This window comes from Burkholderia guangdongensis (assembly GCF_013403875.1).
In the GTDB taxonomy this organism is placed as follows: Bacteria; Pseudomonadota; Gammaproteobacteria; order Burkholderiales; family Burkholderiaceae; genus Burkholderia; species Burkholderia guangdongensis.
Genome location: NZ_JACBNX010000008.1, coordinates 58,972 through 79,489, shown reverse-complemented (window position 1 = coordinate 79,489; position 20,518 = coordinate 58,972). Strand labels below are relative to the sequence as shown.

Here is a 20,518-nt window from a genome sequence, read left to right as displayed (position 1 = left end):
TATAGTAAAAAATGATCTCATAATTCGAAAATTTTGTTGCGCCGGGACGCGAGCCCTCATTACAATCCGCAGGAGCTTGCCGCTGACGGCCGACCGGGCTTGTCCGCGACGCGTGCCACCTCATACCCTCACATCATTCCAGGACCCAGGAGACGAGAATGTCCGCTGTACCGAACGAAGTGATGAAATATGTCGCCGCCGAACGTGACGACGATCCTCAGGAAACCGTCGAATGGCTCGAGTCGCTGGACGGCGTGATCTCCTCGGTGGGCACGGGTCGCGCCCACTACCTGATTGAAAAGCAGATCGAATTCGCGCGCCTGCGTGGCGAGCATCTGCCGTTCTCCGCGAACACCCCGTACATCAACACGATTCCGGTCGAAGCCCAGGCGAAGATTCCGGGCGACCAGGAAATCGAGCACAAGATCCGCTCGTACACGCGCTGGAACGCACTCGCGATGGTGCTGCGCGCGGGCAAGGACACGAACGTCGGCGGCCATATCGCGTCGTTCGCGTCGGCCGCGACGCTCTATGACGTCGGCTACAACCACTTCTGGCACGCGCCGTCCGCCGAGCACGGCGGCGATCTCGTGTTCGTGCAGGGCCACTCGTCGCCGGGCGTGTACTCGCGCGCGTTCCTGCTCGGCCGCCTCACCGAAAACCAGCTCGACAATTTCCGCCAGGAAGTCGGCGGCGAGGGGATCTCGTCGTATCCGCACCCGTGGCTGATGCCGGACTTCTGGCAGTTCCCGACCGTGTCGATGGGCCTGGGCCCGATCATGGCGATCTACCAGGCGCGCTTCATGAAGTACCTCGAGGCGCGCGGCTTCGCGAAGACGGCCGGCCGCAAGGTCTGGGCGTTCCTCGGCGACGGCGAGACCGACGAGCCGGAATCGCTCGGCGCGATCGGGATGGCGAGCCGCGAGAAGCTCGACAACCTCGTGTTCGTGATCAACTGCAACCTGCAGCGTCTGGACGGCCCGGTGCGCGGCAACGGCAAGATCATTCAGGAACTCGAATCGGAGTTCCGCGGCGCCGGCTGGAACGTGATCAAGGTGATCTGGGGCAGCCGCTGGGATGCCCTCTTCGCGCGCGACAAGACGGGTGCACTGATGCGCCGGATGATGGACGTCGTCGACGGCGAATACCAGACGTACAAGTCGGAATCGGGCGCGTTCGTGCGCGAGCACTTCTTCAACACGCCTGAACTGAAGGCGCTCGTCTCGGACTGGTCCGACGACGACATCTGGAACCTGAACCGTGGCGGCCACGATCCGCACAAGATCTACGCGGCGTTCACGGAGGCGAGCAACTCGAAGGGCGCGCCGACCGTCATCCTCGCGAAGACCATCAAGGGCTACGGGATGGGCGAGTCCGGTCAGGCGATGAACATCACGCACCAGCAGAAGAAGCTGCCGGTCGACCAGTTGAAGCGGTTCCGCGACCAGTTCCGCCTGCCGATCTCGGACGAGCAGATCGCCGACGTGCCGTACCTGAAGTTCGAGGAAGGCTCGAAGGAGCTCGAGTACATGCGCAAGCAGCGCATGGATCTCGGCGGCTACCTGCCGCAGCGCCGCGAGAAGGCCGAGTCGCTGCCGGTGCCGGCGCTCGAAGCGTTCGATCCGCTGCTCAAGGGCACGGGCGAGGGCCGCGAGATCTCGACGACGATGGCGTTCGTGCGGATCCTGAACATCCTGCTGAAAGACAAGGCGCTCGGCAAGCGTGTCGTGCCGATCGTGCCGGACGAGTCGCGCACGTTCGGGATGGAGGGCCTCTTCCGCCAGATCGGTATCTGGAACCAGGAAGGCCAGAAGTACATTCCGGAAGATTCCGACCAGCTGATGTTCTACAAGGAATCGACGACCGGCCAGATCCTGCAGGAAGGCATCAACGAAGCGGGCGGCATGTGCGACTGGATCGCGGCGGCGACGTCGTACTCGACGCACGGCGAGATCATGGTGCCGTTCTACATCTTCTACTCGATGTTCGGCTTCCAGCGGATCGGCGACCTCGCGTGGGCCGCGGGCGATATGCGTTCGCGCGGCTTCCTGCTCGGCGGCACCGCGGGCCGCACGACGCTGAACGGCGAAGGCCTGCAGCACGAAGACGGCCACTCGCTGCTGTGGGCGGCGTCGGTGCCGAACTGCGTGAGCTACGACCCGACGTTCGGCTACGAGCTGGCGGTGATCGTCCAGGACGGCCTGCGCCGGATGGTGCAGGACCAGGAGGACGTGTACTACTACATCACGGTGATGAACGAGAACTACGAGCACCCGGCGATTCCGCAGGGCGACCACGTGGCGGCCGACATCATCAAGGGCATGTATTCGTTCCGCAAGGCCGACGCCGACAAGAAGGCGCCGCGTGTGCAGCTGCTCGGCGCGGGCACGATCTTCAACGAAGTGATCGCCGCCGCCGACATGCTGAAGAACGAGTGGGGCGTCGCCGCCGACCTGTGGAGCGTGCCGAGCTTCACCGAGCTCGCGCGCGAAGGCCATGAAGTCGAGCGCTGGAACCTGCTGCACCCGACCGAGGAGCGCCGCCTGTCGCACGTGCAGAAGTGCCTGAAGGATACGCAGGGCCCGGTCATCGCGTCGACCGACTACGTCCGCGCGCTGACGGACCAGATCCGCGGCCAGATCGATCGCAAGTTCGTCGTGCTCGGCACGGACGGCTTCGGCCGCTCGGACACGCGCGAACGTCTGCGCCACTTCTTCGAAGTCGACCGTTACTGGGTCACCGTCGCGGCGCTGAACGCGCTCGCCGACGAAGGCAAGATCGACCGCAAGGTCGTCGCCGACGCGATCGCGAAGTACAACCTCGATCCGTCGAAGCCCAACCCGATGACCGTTTAACGCCCCCTGCGCCGAGTGATGCCGTGGCCCGCCCCCGCGAGGGGCGGGCGCGGCCCTGGAGACACGAAAAGATGAGTCAAGCGATCGAAGTGAAAGTGCCGGATATCGGCGATTACAAGGATGTGCCCGTCATCGAGGTGCTGGTGAAGGCGGGCGATACGGTCGAGCCCGAGCAGTCGCTCGTGACGCTCGAATCGGACAAGGCGACGATGGACGTGCCGAGCCCGTCGGCCGGCACGGTGAAGGAAGTGAAGGTGAAGGTCGGCGACGCGGTGTCGGAAGGCACGCTGATCATCCTGCTCGAAGGCGGCGGCGCGGCCGCGCAGCCGAACGGTGCTGCGGCGGCGGCGCCCGCTGCGGCGGCGGCTCCGGCTCCGGCTGCGGCAGCAGCGGCCCCGGCAGCGGCCGGCGGCGGCACGCTCGAGGTGAAGGTGCCGGATATCGGCGACTACACGGACGTGCCGGTGATCGAGATCGCCGTGAAGGTCGGCGACACGGTCGAGAAGGAGCAGTCGCTCGTCACGCTCGAATCGGACAAGGCGACGATGGACGTGCCGAGCCCGGCCGCCGGCGTCGTGAAGGAACTGAAGGTGAAGATCGGTGATACGGTGTCCGAAGGGACGCTGATCGTCGTGCTCGAAGCCGCTGGTGCGGCGGCTGCCGCGCCGGCCGCGGCGCCTGCTCCGGCACCGGCCGCCGCTGCGCCGGCCGCGGCGCCCGCGCCTGCGCCGAAGGCTGCACCGGCTCCGGCAGCGGCACCGGCCGCTGCATCGGCGCCGGCCGGCGAGTACCGCGCGAGCCACGCGTCGCCGTCGGTGCGCAAGTTCGCGCGCGAACTCGGCGTCGACGTGGCGCGTGTCGCGGGCACCGGGCCGAAGGGCCGCATCACGAAGGAAGACGTGACGAACTTCGTGAAGGGCGTGATGACGGGCCAGCGTGCGGCGCCGGGCGCTGCCGCGGCACCGGCGGGTGGCGGCGAGCTGAATCTGCTGCCGTGGCCGAAGGTCGACTTCTCGAAGTTCGGCCCGTTCGAGGCGAAGCCGCTGTCGCGGATCAAGAAGATCTCCGGCGCGAACCTGCATCGCAACTGGGTGATGATCCCGCACGTCACGAACAACGACGAAGCGGACATCACGGAGCTCGAAGCGCTGCGCGTGAAGCTGAACAAGGAGAACGAGAAGGCGGGCGTGAAGTTCACGATGCTCGCGTTCGTGATCAAGGCGGCTGTCGCCGCGCTGAAGAAATTCCCGACGTTCAACGCGAGCCTCGACGGCGACAACCTCGTCTTCAAGCAGTACTACCACATCGGGTTCGCCGCCGACACGCCGAACGGTCTCGTCGTGCCGGTGATCCGCGACGCGGACAAGAAGGGGCTCGTCGACATCGCGAAGGAAATGACCGATCTGTCGAAGGCGGCGCGCGAAGGCAAGCTGAAGCCGGATCAGATGCAGGGCGGGTGCTTCTCGATCTCGTCGCTCGGCGGGATCGGCGGCACGAACTTCACGCCGATCATCAATGCGCCGGAAGTGGCGATTCTCGGGTTGTCGCGCAGCGCGATGAAGCCGGTGTGGGACGGCAAGCAGTTCGTGCCGCGTCTCACGATGCCGCTGTCGCTGTCGTATGACCATCGCGTGATCGACGGCGCGGAAGCCGCGCGGTTCAATGCGTATCTCGCCGCGATTCTTGGCGATTTCCGGCGTGTGATTCTTTGATGAGCGAAGGGGCTCGCGGGGGCGTGGGTTTTGTTGTGGTGCTCATGCCTCTTCGTTGAACTTGTTTTCTTATCGGTCTGCATGTGTCGCCCCTGCGCGGGGCGGCGGTCACTTTTCTTTGTCTTCCAAAGAAAAGTAACCAAAAGAAAGGCGCGTCCTTGGGCGGACGGCAAAGGTGGTGCTGCCCAGGACCCCGTTCTCCAGTCAGGCCGTAGTTCAATGCGCGGGTTTCTTTCCCTCTGTCTGTAGAGCCCAAACAAGAAGGGGACGTAAATGAGTCTCATCGAAGTCAAAGTGCCCGATATCGGCGACTTCAGCGGCGTCGATGTCATCGAAGTCAACGTCAAACCCGGCGACGTGATCGAAAAAGAGCAGACGCTCATCACGCTCGAATCGGATAAAGCATCGATGGAAGTGCCGAGCGACGTCGCCGGCACGGTGAAGGAAATCAAGGTCAAGGCCGGCGACAAGGTCTCCGAAGGCACGGTCATCGCAATCGTCGAAGCCGCCGCAGGCGCAGCCGCGCCCGCCGCGAAGCCCGCCGAAGCGCCGAAGGCCGCCGCGCCGGCGCCGGCCGCAGCCGCGCCCGCACCGCAAGCCGGCAGCTATGCCGGCGGCGCGGACATCGAGTGCGACATGCTCGTGCTCGGCGCCGGCCCCGGCGGCTACTCGGCCGCGTTCCGCTCGGCCGACCTCGGCATGAAAACCGTCCTCGTCGAACGCTATTCGACGCTCGGCGGCGTGTGCCTGAACGTCGGCTGCATCCCGTCGAAGGCGCTGCTGCATACCGCGCTCGTGATCGACGAAGCGGAAGCGCTCGAATCGCACGGCATCAAGTTCGGCAAGCCCGAAGTCGATCTCGACACGCTGCGCGGCTTCAAGGAAGGCGTCGTCAAGAAGCTGACCGGCGGCCTCGCCGGCATGGCGAAGGCGCGCAAGGTCGAAGTCGTCACCGGCGTCGGCGCGTTCGTCGATCCGCATCACATGGAAGTGCAGGGCGAAGGCGGCAAGAAGGTCGTCAGGTTCAAGCATGCGATCATCGCGGCCGGCTCGCAGGCGGTGAAGCTGCCGTTCTTCCCGGAAGATCCGCGTATCGTCGATTCGACCGGCGCGCTCGAACTGCGCCAGCTGCCGAAGCGGATGCTCGTGGTCGGCGGCGGGATCATCGGCCTCGAAATGGCGACGGTCTACTCGACGCTCGGCGCCGAGATCGACGTCGTCGAAATGCTCGATGGCCTGATGCAGGGCGCGGACCGTGACCTCGTGAAGGTCTGGGAGAAGTACAACGCGAAGCGCTTCGGCAACGTGATGTTGAAGACGAAGACGGTCGGTGCGGAAGCGAAGGCCGACGGCATCTATGTGAAGTTCGAAGGCGAGAAGGCGCCGGCGGAGCCGCAGCGCTACGACCTGGTGCTCGTCGCGGTCGGCCGCAGCCCGAACGGCAAGAAGATCGGCGCGGACAAGGCCGGCGTCGCCGTGACGGATCGCGGCTTCATCGACGTCGACAAGCAGATGCGCACGAACGTGCCGCACATCTTCGCGATCGGCGACGTCGTCGGCCAGCCGATGCTCGCGCACAAGGCGGTGCACGAAGGTCACGTGGCGGCGGAAGCGGCGCACGGCGAGAAGGCGTATTTCGACGCGATCCAGATTCCGTCGGTCGCGTACACCGATCCGGAAGTCGCGTGGGCCGGCAAGACGGAAGAGCAGTGCAAGGCCGAAGGGATCAAGTTCGGCAAGGCGGTGTTCCCGTGGGCCGCGTCGGGCCGCGCGATCGCGAACGGCCGCGACGAAGGCTTCACGAAGCTGATCTTCGACGAAGAAACGCATCGCGTGATCGGCGGTGGCATCGTCGGTCTGAACGCGGGCGACCTGATCAGCGAAGTGTGCCTCGCGGTCGAGATGGGCGCGGACGCCGAGGATATCGGCAAGACGATCCATCCGCACCCGACGCTCGGCGAATCGGTCGGGATGGCGGCCGAGCTGTACGAAGGCGTGTGCACGGACCTGCCGCCGCAACGGAAGAAGTAAGCGCGGCCGCGGCCGGCGCATGCATCATGCGTCGGCCGCATCTTGCGAGAACGGCGTTTCCCCTCGATCGGGGAAACGCCGTTTTTTTGTATCGATGCGTCCGTCGTGCGGGTGATGGAACGCGAAGCCAAAAAAAAAACCGCGCAGCGCGCGGTTTTTTCGAAGCGAGAGACGCTTGCTTACGCAGTCTTCGTCGACGCGGTGCGGCGAGCGGCGGCGGCGGTAGCAGCCTTCGTCGCGACGGCAGCAGCGGCGTTGAAGTTCGTTTCGGCGATTTCGATCGCTTGCTTCGTGGCCTTCTGAACCGTTTCGTACGTCGTGTTCGCGGCGTTCAGCGCCGACTTCAGCGCGGCGACAGCCGTTTCCGAACCGGCCGGGGCGTTCTTCGCGACATTGTCGACGAGCGCCTGGACCTTGCTTTGCTGGTCCGCGTAGAACGCTTCGGCAACCTTCGCGAATTCAGCTTGCGTCGACGACGCGATTTCATACACGTGACGGCCGTACGACATCGCCTTTTCAGCGATCGGCTGCGTGAGGCTGGCTTGCAGCGCGAGCAGTTCTTGCGCGTCCTTCACCGACAGCAGACGCTGCGCGTTTTCCTGGCTTTCTGCGAGCGTCGACTTCACGACTTGCAGGTTCAGTTCGACCAGCTTCTCAACGCCTTCGAATGCCTTCGTCGTGAGGCTGAACAGGCTTTCGAGGTTGGCTTTGTGGGCAGCGGCGATTTGCTCGGGGGTCAGCAAAGACATGTCTAGCTCCTGAAGAGCGATCTCGACGATCGCATAAAGGTAAGGGGCACTACTCTCGGATACTTCGTTGCGCGCTTTGTGCGTCGCAGCAATGGATGCTATTTTAGGGCGCCCAATGCGCATGTCAAGCACTTTTTGTGCGTCGCACAAATGCAACAATTCTCCGGTAGAACAATGGTTTATGGGTCGGGGCTGGAAACGATTCCAGCAAGTGCGGCACGCGCTGCACCAATCCGGGCGGGGCTGTCGCGCATCAGAATGAGGGCCGGTAAACCGAACAGGGGTGTGGAACGTTGTTCCAGGATTCTTGTCGAAACCGCGCCGTTTCGACGGGCGCCGCGATGTGTCATCGCCGGCGTGCCGCGTGACGGTCCGTCAGGCGTGCCGAGCGCCGGATACGTAGTTTCCCCGCTTTAATTTGCGTTCGAAGTGACGTTATCTCAATTAACCGGTGGGTAATCGGGAGGCGAGCGTGACGAGGCGCGGTCTTCATTGTTTTTTTCGATGAAGACGGGGAGGTCGATCGCTGTTTTCATCGATCGACGCTTACAATCCGGTTTAAAGATGATCGGTAAGTGCCTAATATTGCTTATTTTTTCAGCCTTAACTACACTTGCGGTTACGTCCGCCGCTTTGTCCAGACCCCAATGAAAGCCGAACTGTTTTCCCCGCGCAGAGTATTGCAGAGCATGGCGCTCGGCACGGCCGTCTCGGTCGCCGTCGCGATGCTTGCAACCGCTGCCGCCGTCGCGCCCACCGACGCTTTTGCCGTCACCGCGAAGGCCCATCACGTCACCAAGAAGAAAGCGGCCGCTTCCGCCGAGAAGAAGTCGCTGAAGGTGTCGTCCGCCGACGAAGCGCCGCGCGTGAAGGCGCGCAAGCGCATCACGCTCGCGTCGAATATGCGCGGCCATCACCTCGCGGTGCGCCGGGTCGCGTTCCAGCCCCGCCCGCCGGCGAACCAGGCGTTCGGCCTGCACGACTCGCCCGACGCGCCGGTCGCGTTGCGCTCGAACGTCGCGTTCGTCGTTGACCAGAATACGAACGAGCCGCTCTTCGACAAGAACTCGCACGCGGTCGTGCCGATCGCGTCGATCTCGAAGCTGATGACCGCGATGGTCACGCTCGACTCGAAGCTGCCGCTGACGGACCAGATCGAAGTGTCCGACGAGGATCGCGACTACGACAAGGGCACGGGCTCGCGCCTGTCGGTCGGCTCGGTGCTGTCGCGCGAGGACATGCTGCACATCGCGCTGATGGCGTCGGAGAACCGCGCGGCGGCCGCGCTGTCGCGCTACTACCCGGGCGGCCGCCCGGCGTTCATCGCGGCGATGAACGCGAAGGCGAAGGCGCTGGGCATGACCGACACGCACTTCGAGAATTCGACGGGCCTGTCGAGCGAGAACGTGTCGACCGCGCGCGACCTCGTGAAGATGGTCGAGGCCGCGTACCAGTACCCGATGATCCGCCAGTTCTCGACCGATCAGAGCTACGACGTGTTCACCGGCAAGCGCACGCTCGCGTACCGGAGCACCAACGCGCTGGTGCGCAACCCGACGTGGGACATCGGCCTGCAGAAGACGGGCTTCATCAACGAAGCGGGCGAGTGCCTCGTGATGCAGACGACGATCCACAATCGCGCGATGGTGATGGTGCTGCTCGATTCGTACGGCAAGTACTCGCGCTTCGCGGACGCGTCGCGCCTGCGCAACTGGCTCGATGCCGGCGGCGCCGAGCATCTGACGACCGCGAATACGGGCACCGGCGGCACCTGATAGGCATCCGTCGCGGCCGGTGGCCGCGAACGCCGACGCAAAACGAAAGCCCCGCGATCGCGGGGCTTTTTGCTGACTGACTGCGGTCGACTGACCGCGGCTGACCGACTGCGCCCAGTTGCGCCGGGCCTGCCGGACTGACTTACGCCTGCCGCTGCGCTTCCTGCGCGGTGTCCGGATGGTAGCCGAGCGACTCCGAGATCGTCAGCGCGGTGCGGCTCAACTGGCCGAGCCACGCGTCCTGCAGGCGGTCGGCCGGCGCGGACAGCGACAGCCCGGCGACGAGCTTGCCCGAATCGTCGTAGATGCCGGCCGCGATGCAGCGCACGCCGAGCTCGAGCTCCTCGTTGTCGCGCGCGCAAGCCTGCTGGCGCACGAGCGTCAGCTCGCGCTCGAGCTTCGACAGATCGGTGATGCTGTTCTGCGTATGGCCCGACAGCCCGGTGCGCGTCGCGTACGCGCGCACGCGCGCGGTTTCATCCGCTGCGAGGAACAGCTTGCCGACCGACGTCAGATGCAGCGGCGCGCGGCCGCCGATCGCGCGCACCACCTGCATCCCCGAGCGCTCGGAATACGCGCGCTCGATGTAGACGATCTCGTCGCCCTGCCGCACCGACAGATTCACGGTCTGCCCGGTCAGCCGGTGCAGCTCGCGCATCGGCGTCAGCGCGGCGTCACGCACCGACAGGCGCGCCTTCACGAGGTTGCCGAGCTCGAGCAGCCGCATGCCGAGGCGATACGTGCCGGGGTCGGACCGGTCGACGAGGCGGCACGTGACCATGTCGTTCAGGATCCGGTGCGCGGTGGACGGGTGCAGCTCCGTGCGCTGAGCGAGCTCCTTGAGGCTGACGGGGTCGGTGTGCGACGCGAGCGCGTCGAGGAGCCGCATCATGCGTTCGATCACCTGGATCGACGTTTTGGAATCCGGAGTCGGGTTGCTCATCGTGGGAAATTGGTTGACGCGTCAAGCGGTGGTGTCGTGATTGTATCTCGTATTGTGAAAAAAGCGAACGCCGTTCGAGGATGTCCTCGTTTCCCCCGGCTGGTGGGCGTTTGCGGCCGATCGGCGTTGGTCCCGCCGGCGAAACGGCGGATAATGAGGGCCGTTTTCTCGAAGGAGCGCGTATGCGAGTCGGATTGTTCGTGACCTGCCTGGTCGATCTGATGCGTCCGGAGATCGGGTTTTCGGCGCTGAAGCTGATTCGCGATGCCGGTTTCGAGGTGATCGTGCCGCCCGCGCAGACCTGCTGCGGCCAGCCCGCGTACAACTCCGGCGACCGCGCGCTCGCGCGCGATCTCGCGGAAAAGACGCTGCGCGAGTTCGAGCAGTTCGATTACGTCGTCGCGCCGTCGGGCTCGTGCGGCGGCATGATCCGCACCCATTACGGCGACCTGTTCCGCGACGATCCGGACATGATGGCGCGTTTCGCGCGGTTGCGGCAGAAGGTCTACGAGCTGACCGACTTCCTCGCGAACGTCGCGAAGGTCACGCTCGAGCCCGGCGAATTCAAGGGGCCGGTGACCTATCACGATTCGTGCTCGGGGCTGCGCGAACTCGGCGTGAAGGCGCAGCCGCGTGCACTGCTCGCGCAACGCGGCGTGGCCGTCGACGAGATGAAGGACTGCGAGCACTGCTGCGGCTTCGGCGGCACGTTCGCGGTCAAGTACGGCGACATCTCGGCCGCGATCGCCGACGAGAAGTGCGCGAACATCCGCGCGTCGGGCGCGGGCACCGTCGTGCTCGGCGATCTCGGCTGCATGCTGAACATTGAAGGGCGGTTGCGCCGCACCGGCGACCGCGACACGCGCGTGCTGCACGTCGCGCAAGTGCTGGCGGGCGATTGCTGAGCGCCTGCCTCCGTCACTCTTTATTGCCGATCCCGCGATGGAAATCCAATCGATGCACTTCAAGGCGCGCGCCGGCCAGAAGCTCGCCGATCAGCGCCTGCAGGAAAACCTGAAGAAGCTGTCGACGAAGTTCGTGTCCGCGCGCGCGGACGCGATCACCGAGATCGACTTCCCCGCGACGCGCGCCGAGCTGAAGGCGCGCCGCAACCGCGCGCTCGAGAACCTCGACGTGTGGCTCGACACGTTCGAGCGCGAGGCCGCGCGGCGCGGCACGACGGTGCTGTACGCGGAGACCACGGCGGACGCCGCGCGGCTCGTCGCCGACATCGCGCGCCGCCACGACGTGAAGAAGGTGATCAAGACGAAGTCGATGGTGTCGGAGGAGATGCGGCTGAACGAGGTGCTCGCGCAAATGGGCGTGCAGTCGATCGAGACGGATCTCGGCGAATACATCCTGCAGATCAACGACAACGAGCCGCCGAGCCACATCATCGCGCCCGTCGTGCACAAGGACAAGGACGAGATCGCCGACCTGTTCGCGCGCACGCACCATCGCCCGCGCCTGACCGAGATTCCGGACATGACGCGCGAGGCGCGCGAGATGCTGCGGCCGCAGTTCCTGTCGGCGGACATGGGCGTGACGGGCGGCAATTTCGCGATCGCGGAAACGGGCTCGATCGCGATCGTGACGAACGAGGGCAACGAGGGGATGTGCACGGTGCTGCCGCGCGTGCACGTCGCGGTGACCGGGATCGAGAAGGTGCTGCCGACCCTCGAGGATCTGGCGACCGCGATGCGCCTGCTGCCGCGCTCGGCCACCGGCCAGAAGACGTCGAACTATTTCTCGCTGCTGACGGGCCCGCGCGGGCCGGGCGACGAGGACGGCCCCGAGCACATGTACGTCGTGTTCGTCGACGGCGGCCGCACCGGGTTGATCGGCGGCGCGTTCCAGGAGATGCTGCGCTGCATCCGCTGCGGCGCGTGCATGAATCACTGCCCGGTCTATCAGAAGATCGGCGGGCATACGTACGGCTGGGTGTACCCGGGGCCGATGGGCTCGGTGCTGACGCCGAGCTACGTCGGGCTCGGCAACGCGCTCGATCTGCCGCAGGCGGCGACGCTCTGCGGCGAGTGCGACAGCGTGTGCCCGGTCGGCATTCCGTTGTCGCAGCTGCTGCGCACGCTGCGCGAGAAGCAGGTCGAGCGGCATCTGCGTCCGTGGCGCGAGCGCGCGGCGCTTGCCGCGTGGGGCTGGTTCGCGCGCCACCCGGGCGCGTATGCGCTCGCGACGAAGCTCGCGGTGCGCGTGCTCGAGCGGCTCGGCGATGGCAGTGGCGGCGGCGGAATGCTGCGTCGCCTGCCGATGATGGGTGGGTGGATGGACACGCGCGATCTGCCGGTGCCGAAAGGGCGGACGTTCCGCGAGCTGTACGCGGCGTCGCGCAGTCACCTCGGCTGAATGGAGCGACTGTTTAACCGGGCGCAACACTGAGTTCACTATTCGCGTGTTTATCCCGATAGATGCGATCTATAGAATTCGATCTGTAGTCCCCGGAAGTGGGTTTCGGGGCATCAGGTCAACGAGGTCGCATCATGAAAAAGACGATATCGACATACGGACCGTTGGCGATCATCCTGGCGCTGGCGGCCGCCGCATACTTTCACGCAGCCGCCGGCGCGTCGTCGCGCGGCCCGCTCGCGGCCCCGCAGGCCTCCGCGGAACTGGCGCGCACGGTGTCGTTCGGGCTCGTCGGTGACGTAGCGCAGCCGATGCCGGACGCGTCGCCGCGTGTGGTGGCCGTCGCGCCGAAGGCGCTGTGAACCAGATCGCCGTCGCGTCGCGCGACGGCGGCAGAACGTGCGCCTTTGTATAATGGCGCGTTTCCGTTGTTTCGCGGTCCGCCGCGGACGCTCTCCTATAGTGCGATGACACGCGTTGCGATCTGCTTTGTCTGCCTCGGCAACATCTGCCGGTCGCCCACGGCCGAAGGCGTGATGCGTGACCAGGTTGTCGCCGCCGGGCTGGCGGACCGGATCGACGTCGATTCCGCCGGCACCGGCGACTGGCACGTCGGCGAGCCGCCGGACGGTCGCGCGCAAGCGGCGGCCGGGGCGCGCGGCTACGATCTGTCGGCGCTGCGCGCGCGGCAGGTCGCGGCGGCCGATTTCGAGCGCTTCGACCTGCTGCTCGCGATGGACGACGCGAATCTCGCCGAGCTGCACCGCCGCTGTCCGCCGCAATATCGCGACAAGGTGCGGCTGCTGATGGAGTTCGCGAGCGACGCGTCGACGCGGGAAGTCGCCGACCCTTATTTCGGCGGCGCGCAGGGCTTCGAGCAGGTGCTCGACCAGTGCGAGGACGCGTGCCGCGGGCTGCTCGACGCGCTGCGCGCGCGCACCGCGGGCTGACGGCGGCGCGACTTCCGCGTGACGCCCGCGCGAATCACGTGTGATTCGCGCGTGATGCGTGCGTGATTCGTTAACTGCTCCGCTAATACCCTTCCCAAGACAGGGATACTTGACTAAAACCGTCAAATATTTATACTTGACCAAAATCGTCAAGATTGCCGTCCCCCGACACCATGAGACTCACCACCAAAGGCCGTTTCGCCGTCACGGCGATGATCGACTTGGCACTGCGCCAGGAGCAGGGCCCGGTGACGCTTGCAGGCATCAGCCAGCGCCAGCGGATATCGCTCTCGTATCTCGAGCAGTTGTTCGGCAAGCTGCGCCGGCATGAAATCGTCGAATCCGTGCGTGGCCCGGGCGGCGGCTACAACCTCGCGCGTCGCGCGCAGGACGTGACGGTCGCCGACATCATCATCGCGGTCGACGAGCCGCTCGACGCGACGCAGTGCGGTGGCAAGGGCACCTGCGACGGCTCGAAGCAGCCCGACGGCCACTGCATGACGCACGAGCTTTGGGCGACGCTCAACCAGAAGATGGTCGAATACCTCGATTCCGTGTCGCTGCAGGATCTCGTCGATCAGCAGCGCTCGCGCGAGGGCGCGCCCGCCGTGCTGCGCGACCGCCGCGCGCCGGAGTCCGCCGCCGTCGCGGTCGAGCCGGTGCGTGCGATTCCGCTCGGCCCGAATTCGGTTTTCAACATCGCGAGCTCGTAGCCGCATGAGGCCCCCACAAGATTCCCGGAGCGATAGATGAACGACACGACTCTCCACCTGCCCATCTACATGGATTACAGCGCGACGACGCCGGTCGATCCGCGCGTCGTCGACAAGATGGTGCCGTATCTGCGCGAGCAGTTCGGCAATCCGGCATCGCGCAGCCACGCGTTCGGCTGGGATGCGGAGCGCGCGGTCGAAGAAGCGCGCGAGCAGGTGGCCGCGCTCGTGAACGCGGATCCGCGCGAGATCATCTGGACGTCCGGCGCGACCGAGTCCGACAACCTCGCGATCAAGGGCGCCGCGCACTTCTATCAGGGCAAGGGCAAGCACATCGTCACGGTGAAGACCGAGCACAAGGCCGTGCTCGACCCGTGCCGCGAGCTCGAGCGCGACGGCTTCGAAGTCACGTATCTCGACGTGAAGGCCGATGGCCTCGTCGATCTCGACGCGTTCAAGGCCGCATTGCGTCCGGACACGATCGTCGTGTCGGTGATGCACGTGAACAACGAGATCGGCGTGATCCAGCCGATCGCCGAGATCGGCGAGATCTGCCGCGAGAAGGGCATCATTTTCCACGTCGATGCCGCGCAGGCGACCGGCAAGGTCGAGATCGACCTCGCGAAGCTGAAGGTCGACCTGATGTCGTTCTCCGCGCACAAGACCTACGGCCCGAAGGGCATCGGCGCGCTGTACGTGCGCCGCAAGCCGCGCGTGCGGATCGAAGCGCAGATGCACGGCGGCGGCCACGAGCGCGGGATGCGCTCCGGCACGCTGCCGACGCACCAGATCGTCGGCATGGGCGAAGCGTTCCGCCTCGCGCGCGAAGAGATGGCGACCGAGAACGAGCGGATCCGGATGCTGCGCGACAAGCTGCTGCGCGGCCTGTCGTCGATCGAGGAAACCTATGTGAACGGCGACATGGAACACCGTGTCCCGCATAACCTGAACATCAGCTTCAACTTCGTCGAAGGCGAGTCGCTGATCATGGCGATCAAGGACGTCGCGGTGTCGTCGGGCTCCGCGTGCACGTCGGCGTCGCTCGAGCCGTCGTATGTGCTCCGTGCGCTCGGCCGCAACGACGAGCTCGCGCACAGCTCGATCCGCTTCACCGTCGGCCGCTTCACGACCGAAGCGGAAGTCGACTACGTGATCGATCTGCTGAAGCACCAGATCGGCAAACTGCGCGACCTGTCGCCGCTGTGGGAAATGCATCAGGAAGGCATCGATCTGTCGACGATCGAATGGGCGGCACACTGAATTTCACGCGCGCGGAAAAAGCCGCGCGCGGACGTAACGTACAAGGAGTCTGAGTCATGTCTTACAGCAACAAGGTTCTGGATCACTACGAAAACCCGCGCAACGTCGGCTCGTTCTCGAAGGACGACGATGCGGTCGGCACCGGCATGGTCGGCGCGCCGGCGTGCGGCGATGTGATGAAGCTGCAGATCCGCGTCGGCGCTGACGGCGTGATCGAGGATGCGAAGTTCAAGACCTACGGCTGCGGGTCGGCGATCGCGTCGAGCTCGCTCGTCACCGAGTGGGTGAAGGGCAAGACGCTCGACGAGGCGCTCTCGATCAAGAACACGCAGATCGCCGAGGAGCTCGCGCTGCCGCCGGTCAAGATTCACTGCTCGATCCTCGCGGAAGACGCGATCAAGGCGGCGGTCGCCGACTACAAGAAGCGCCACGACGGCGAGTAACGCAGCAGGGACGCCGCTCGCGCGGCGCGCATCGGGTCAAGCAGGAAGCGTGCGTTTCGACGCCGCGGCAAGGACATCATGGCAATTACACTGACCGAAAAAGCAGCGCAGCACGTCCAGAAGTATCTGGTCCGGCGCGGCAAAGGGCTGGGCCTGCGGCTCGGCGTGCGGACGACCGGGTGCTCCGGCCTCGCGTACAAGCTCGAGTATGTCGACGATCTCGCACCCGAGGATCAGGTGTTCGAGAGTCATGGCGTGAAGGTCGTGGTCGATCCGAAGAGCCTCGCGTACATCGACGGCACCGAGCTCGACTTCGCGCGCGAAGGCCTGAACGAAGGGTTCAAGTTCAACAACCCGAACGTGAAGGACGAGTGCGGGTGCGGCGAATCGTTCCGGATCTGACGCGGGCCTTGCCGCGGAACGCGGACGACAGGCGGCGCAGGCCGCCTTTTTAATGCGCGGCGCTTGGCCGCCGACGAACCAGGATTGGGCGACACGCGATGGTCTCGCTGAAAGACAGCCACTTCGATCTGTTTCATCTGCCTGCGCGGTTCGCGCTCGACGCCGATGCGCTCGACGCCGCCTATCGCACGGTGCAGACGCAGGTGCATCCGGATCGCTTCGCCGCGGCCGGCGACGCGCAAAAGCGCATCGCGATGCAATGGGCGACGCGCACGAACGAGGCGTACCGGACGCTGCGCGATCCGCTGAAGCGTGCGACGTATCTGCTGTTGCTGCGCGGCGTCGACATCGGCGCGGAGAACAACACCGCGATGGAGCCGGCGTTCCTGATGCAGCAGATGGAATGGCGCGAGGCGATCGAGGATGCGGCGGGCGCGCGCAACGTCGATGCGCTCGACGTGCTGCTCGGCGAATTGCGCGACGAGAAGCGTGCGCGCGTCGAGCGCCTCGGCGCGTTGCTCGACAACGGCGCCGATCAGGCCGCCGCCGAAGCGGTGCGCCAACTGATGTTCATCGAGCGCGTCGCGTCGGAAGTGGGCGCGCAGATCGAGCGTCTCGAACATTAACCGCGCGCCTCGCGGCGCGCAGCCAGGCGGAGCGCGAGCTCCCGAACGAACCAAGATGGCTTTACTGCAAATCTCCGAACCGGGCATGGCGCCGGCGCCGCATCAGCGGCGGCTCGCCGTCGGGATCGATCTCGGCACGACGAACTCGCTCGTCGCGGCCGTGCGCAACAGCGTGCCGGAAGTGCTGCCGGACGAAGAAGGGCGCGCGCTGCTGCCGTCCGTCGTCCGCTATCTGGAGAAGGGCGGCCGCCGGATCGGCCACGCGGCGAAGGAAGAAGCCGCGCGCGATCCGCGCAACACGATCGTGTCGGTCAAGCGCTTCATGGGGCGCGGCAAGGCGGAAGTCGAGGGCGCGGCGAACGCGCCGTACGAATTCGTCGACGCGCCGGGGATGGTGCAGATCCGCACCGTCGACGGCGTGAAGAGCCCGGTCGAAGTGTCGGCCGAGATTCTCGCGACGCTGCGCCAGCGCGCGGAGGATTCGCTCGGCGACGAGCTCGTCGGCGCGGTGATCACGGTGCCCGCGTATTTCGACGAAGCGCAGCGCCAGGCGACGAAGGACGCCGCACGGCTCGCGGGGCTGAACGTGCTGCGTCTGCTGAACGAGCCGACCGCGGCCGCGATCGCGTACGGCCTCGACAACGCGGCCGAAGGCCTCTATGCGGTGTACGACCTCGGCGGCGGCACGTTCGACCTGTCGATCCTGAAGCTGACGAAGGGCGTGTTCGAGGTGCTCGCGGCGGGCGGCGATTCCGCGCTCGGCGGCGACGATTTCGATCACGCGCTGTTCGATCACGTGCTCGCGAATGCGGGCATCGACGTGAAGTCGCTCGCGCCGGAAGACGTGCGCCTGCTGCTCGATCGCGTGCGGCTACTGAAGGAAGCGTTGTCGGCGGCGCCGCGGGCGGCGCTCGACGTGACGCTGTCGACGGGCGCGCATCTGAGCCCGACCATTTCGCACGACACGTTCGCGTCGCTCGTCGAGCCGCTCGTGCAGCGCACGCTGACGCCGACCCGCAAGGCGCTGCGCGACGCGCAGGTCGGCCCGGCCGACATCAAGGGCGTCGTGCTGGTCGGCGGCGCGACGCGGATGCCGGTGATCCGCGCGGCGGTCGAGCGGCACTTCGGCCAGCCGCCGCTCGTGAATCTCGATCCGGACCAGGTCGTCGCGCTCGGCGCGGCGATCCAGGCCGACCTGCTCGCCGGCAACCGGGGCGGCGGCGACGACTGGTTGTTGCTCGACGTGATTCCGCTGTCGCTCGGCGTCGAGACGATGGGCGGCCTGACCGAGAAGATCATTCCGCGCAACTCGACGATTCCGATCGCGCGCGCGCAGGAGTTCACGACGTTCAAGGACGGCCAGACCGCGATGGCGATTCACGTCGTGCAGGGCGAGCGCGAGCTCGTCGCCGACTGCCGGTCGCTCGCGCGCTTCGAGCTGCGCGGCATTCCGCCGATGGCGGCCGGCGCCGCGCGGATTCGGGTTACATATCAGGTCGACGCGGACGGGCTGTTGTCGGTGTTCGCGCGCGAGCAGCATTCGGGCGTCGAGGCGTCGGTCGTCGTGAAACCGTCGTACGGCCTCGCCGACGACGACATCGCGAAGATGCTCGAGGAGAGCTTCAAGACCGCCGACATCGACATGCGCGCGCGCGCGCTGCGCGAAGCGCAGGTCGAGGCCGAGCGGCTGATCGAGGCGACCGAGGCCGCGCTCGCGGCCGACGGCGAGCTGCTCGACGACGCGGAGCGTGCGGATGTCGACGCGCGCGTGGCGGCGCTGCGCGCGGTCGCGGCGGGCGACGACGCGGACGCGATCGAGGCGACGACGAAGACGCTGGCCGAAGGCACCGACGAATTCGCCGCACGCCGGATGGACAAGGGCATCCGGCGCGCACTCGCCGGCCGCCGGCTCGACGAGATTTGACCTGCTGGCCTGTGCGCTGCCCGGACAGGGCGGCGCGATGATGGATCGCGCGGTGCACGGCGCCGCGCTTGCTCACTGACGGAACGGATATGCCTCAACTGGTGGTGCTGCCTCACGTCGAACTGTGCCCGGACGGCGCGGTGATCGACGCGACGCCCGGCAAAAGTATTTGCGACAACCTGCTCGACCACGGCATCGAGATCGAGCACGCGTGCGAAAAGTCGTGCGCATGCACGACGTGCCACGTCGTGATTCGCGAGGGCTTCAACACGCTCGACGCGTCCGAGGAGGACGAGGACGACCTGCTCGACAAGGCGTGGGGCCTCGAGCCGACGTCGCGGCTGTCGTGCCAGGCGATCGTGAAGGACGATACGGATCTGGTGGTCGAGATTCCGAAGTACTCGATCAACCACGCGAAGGAAAATCACTGACCCATTGATCGGGAGGACGGCTGATGAAATGGACCGATTCCCGCGAGATCGCGATCGCGCTCGCGGACAAGCATCCGGACGTCGATCCGAAGACGCTACACTTCGTTGAATTGCGTGAATGGGTGCTCGCGCTCGACGGTTTCGACGACGATCCGAAGCATTCGGGTGAGAAGATTCTCGAGGCGATTCAGGCGTACTGGATCGACGAATCGGATTTCGACGACGAAGACTGAGCGGCGCGTGGTATACGCTGGCGCAGTGACAAAAAAACGGCTCGTGAGCGATTCACGAGCCGTTTTTGCTGGGTGCGGCCGGCAGGTTATGCGCCGACGAGCGAGCCGTTCTCGATCCGCACGCGCTGGCCCTGGCCGAACGGCGGCGGGTTGCGGTACGTGAACGTGCGCGTCGCGCCGTCCTGCATCTGCACCTGCACCTGATAGTCGGTTTCCGCGCGGACCTGCTTCTCGACCTGGTTGCCGGCCAGGCCGCCGCCGAGCGCGCCGAGAACCGTCATCGCGGCCCGGCCGTTGCCGTGGCCGAACTGGTTGCCGAGGAAGCCGCCGGCGGCTGCGCCGCCAACCGCGCCGATGCCGGTGCTCTGGCCCGGCGTGCGGATCGGCGTGACCGCGACGATCGTCCCGCAGCTCTGGCAGTACGCCGGCTGCGCGGGCGGCTGGTTGTAGCCTTGCTGCGCGTATTGCGGCGGCTGCGGCACCGGCTCGTGGTGATGGTGGACCACGCGGTGTTCCACCGGGCGTGGCTCGGTGCGCACGATCGGCGCCGGTTGTGAGACCGACGGCGCGACCGGTTGCGCGGCCTGCTGCTGCGCCTGCGCGGCGAGCGCGGCGTTCGCGGGCGCGGACGTGTCGATGGCCGGCTGCGACGCGATCATCGCGGCCTGCGTCTGGCCGTTCTGCGCGTCGCTGCTCGACGCTTTCGGGAACAGGCCGGTCACGGCCGCGGTCGCCGCGAGGCTCGCGACGATGACGGCACCCGCCGCCGTCGCGACGAGCGGGTGGAGGCGTTTGCGTTCAGGGGTGGTCGGAATCTGGTTGTCCATTTTTTTCTCCTTGCGCACGGCACGGTCGTGCGTTCTTGTGCAAAAGGAGTGTCGTTCAAGCGCCGGGACCACGGCGTATCAGTTTGTAACCGTTCCTGCGCGCCAATTGTCAAGCGATCTTCAGAAAAAATTGCCGAGGCCGTGGCGAGGCGGTCATGCGGGGAGGGCGGGGGCGCGGCCGGCGAGCGCCGGCGGGCAGAATTTACGTGCGGTTACAAACGGCGGGCGCTTGTCCCGCATCTCGCGCGCATCGCGCGCCGCAAACCGCGCGAGATGCGGC

General features: G+C 66.1%; 19 protein-coding genes. 16 read left to right on the top strand and 3 right to left on the bottom strand.

The features are described from left to right. Positions 1–158 precede the first annotated feature (158 nt). From aceE to lpdA, 3 genes are all read left to right on the top strand, one after another. A complete protein-coding gene (gene aceE / locus HZI36_RS09680) occupies positions 159–2,855 on the top strand; it encodes a pyruvate dehydrogenase (acetyl-transferring), homodimeric type (protein WP_179402435.1) in 2,697 nt (898 codons plus the stop codon). Positions 2,856–2,926: 71 nt separating this feature from the next. Continuing rightward, the gene (gene aceF / locus HZI36_RS09675; RefSeq protein ID WP_179402434.1) at positions 2,927–4,567 is read left to right on the top strand and encodes a dihydrolipoyllysine-residue acetyltransferase; all 1,641 of its coding nucleotides are present in this window, start codon (positions 2,927–2,929) and stop codon (positions 4,565–4,567) included. Between the two features lie 273 nt (positions 4,568–4,840). Then, entirely contained in the window at positions 4,841–6,598 is a 1,758-nt protein-coding gene (lpdA, locus tag HZI36_RS09670) for a dihydrolipoyl dehydrogenase (protein WP_179402433.1), read from the top strand. Between the two features lie 179 nt (positions 6,599–6,777). Here lpdA and HZI36_RS09665 read toward each other — a convergent pair whose 3' ends face one another. Next, entirely contained in the window at positions 6,778–7,347 is a 570-nt protein-coding gene (locus HZI36_RS09665; RefSeq protein WP_179402432.1) for a phasin family protein, read from the bottom strand. A 647-nt stretch (positions 7,348–7,994) separates the two neighbouring features. Here HZI36_RS09665 and pbpG point away from each other — a divergent pair. Further along, entirely contained in the window at positions 7,995–9,122 is a 1,128-nt protein-coding gene (gene pbpG / locus HZI36_RS09660; RefSeq protein WP_179402431.1) for a D-alanyl-D-alanine endopeptidase, read from the top strand. Positions 9,123–9,264: 142 nt separating this feature from the next. Here the strand turns inward: pbpG and HZI36_RS09655 are convergent, their stop codons facing one another. Beyond that, positions 9,265–10,065 carry an IclR family transcriptional regulator gene (locus HZI36_RS09655; RefSeq protein ID WP_179402430.1) on the bottom strand — a complete coding sequence of 267 codons (801 nt, stop codon included), beginning with the start codon at positions 10,063–10,065 and terminating at the stop codon, positions 9,265–9,267. Positions 10,066–10,247: 182 nt separating this feature from the next. Between HZI36_RS09655 and HZI36_RS09650 the strand changes: the two genes are divergently transcribed. From HZI36_RS09650 to iscX, 12 genes are all read left to right on the top strand, one after another. Beyond that, the gene (locus HZI36_RS09650; protein WP_179402429.1) at positions 10,248–10,970 is read left to right on the top strand and encodes a (Fe-S)-binding protein; all 723 of its coding nucleotides are present in this window, start codon (positions 10,248–10,250) and stop codon (positions 10,968–10,970) included. 37 nt (positions 10,971–11,007) lie between these two features. Further along, complete coding sequence (locus HZI36_RS09645) at positions 11,008–12,429, top strand: lactate utilization protein B (RefSeq protein ID WP_179402428.1); 1,422 nt, start codon at positions 11,008–11,010, stop codon at positions 12,427–12,429. Positions 12,430–12,563: 134 nt separating this feature from the next. Further along, entirely contained in the window at positions 12,564–12,791 is a 228-nt protein-coding gene (locus HZI36_RS09640; RefSeq protein WP_179402427.1) for a hypothetical protein, read from the top strand. A 105-nt stretch (positions 12,792–12,896) separates the two neighbouring features. Beyond that, positions 12,897–13,379, top strand: a complete 483-nt coding sequence (locus tag HZI36_RS09635) for a low molecular weight protein-tyrosine-phosphatase (protein ID WP_179402426.1) — start codon at positions 12,897–12,899, stop codon at positions 13,377–13,379. Between the two features lie 173 nt (positions 13,380–13,552). After that, positions 13,553–14,092 carry a Fe-S cluster assembly transcriptional regulator IscR gene (iscR, locus tag HZI36_RS09630; RefSeq protein WP_179402425.1) on the top strand — a complete coding sequence of 180 codons (540 nt, stop codon included), beginning with the start codon at positions 13,553–13,555 and terminating at the stop codon, positions 14,090–14,092. Positions 14,093–14,128: 36 nt separating this feature from the next. Further along, positions 14,129–15,352, top strand: a complete 1,224-nt coding sequence (locus HZI36_RS09625) for an IscS subfamily cysteine desulfurase (RefSeq protein ID WP_179402424.1) — start codon at positions 14,129–14,131, stop codon at positions 15,350–15,352. A gap of 56 nt (positions 15,353–15,408) precedes the next feature. After that, positions 15,409–15,795, top strand: a complete 387-nt coding sequence (iscU, locus tag HZI36_RS09620) for a Fe-S cluster assembly scaffold IscU (protein WP_179402423.1) — start codon at positions 15,409–15,411, stop codon at positions 15,793–15,795. Between the two features lie 78 nt (positions 15,796–15,873). Next, positions 15,874–16,197, top strand: a complete 324-nt coding sequence (iscA, locus tag HZI36_RS09615) for an iron-sulfur cluster assembly protein IscA (protein WP_179402422.1) — start codon at positions 15,874–15,876, stop codon at positions 16,195–16,197. Between the two features lie 98 nt (positions 16,198–16,295). Then, complete coding sequence (gene hscB / locus HZI36_RS09610; protein ID WP_179402421.1) at positions 16,296–16,823, top strand: Fe-S protein assembly co-chaperone HscB; 528 nt, start codon at positions 16,296–16,298, stop codon at positions 16,821–16,823. 55 nt (positions 16,824–16,878) lie between these two features. Then, positions 16,879–18,747, top strand: a complete 1,869-nt coding sequence (gene hscA, locus HZI36_RS09605; protein WP_179402420.1) for a Fe-S protein assembly chaperone HscA — start codon at positions 16,879–16,881, stop codon at positions 18,745–18,747. An 89-nt stretch (positions 18,748–18,836) separates the two neighbouring features. Continuing rightward, positions 18,837–19,178 carry an ISC system 2Fe-2S type ferredoxin gene (fdx, locus tag HZI36_RS09600; RefSeq protein ID WP_179402419.1) on the top strand — a complete coding sequence of 114 codons (342 nt, stop codon included), beginning with the start codon at positions 18,837–18,839 and terminating at the stop codon, positions 19,176–19,178. Between the two features lie 23 nt (positions 19,179–19,201). Next, the gene (iscX, locus tag HZI36_RS09595; protein WP_179402418.1) at positions 19,202–19,411 is read left to right on the top strand and encodes a Fe-S cluster assembly protein IscX; all 210 of its coding nucleotides are present in this window, start codon (positions 19,202–19,204) and stop codon (positions 19,409–19,411) included. A gap of 86 nt (positions 19,412–19,497) precedes the next feature. Here iscX and HZI36_RS09590 read toward each other — a convergent pair whose 3' ends face one another. Beyond that, a complete protein-coding gene (locus tag HZI36_RS09590; protein ID WP_179402417.1) occupies positions 19,498–20,238 on the bottom strand; it encodes a glycine zipper 2TM domain-containing protein in 741 nt (246 codons plus the stop codon). Between the last annotated feature and the right edge of the window lie 280 nt (positions 20,239–20,518).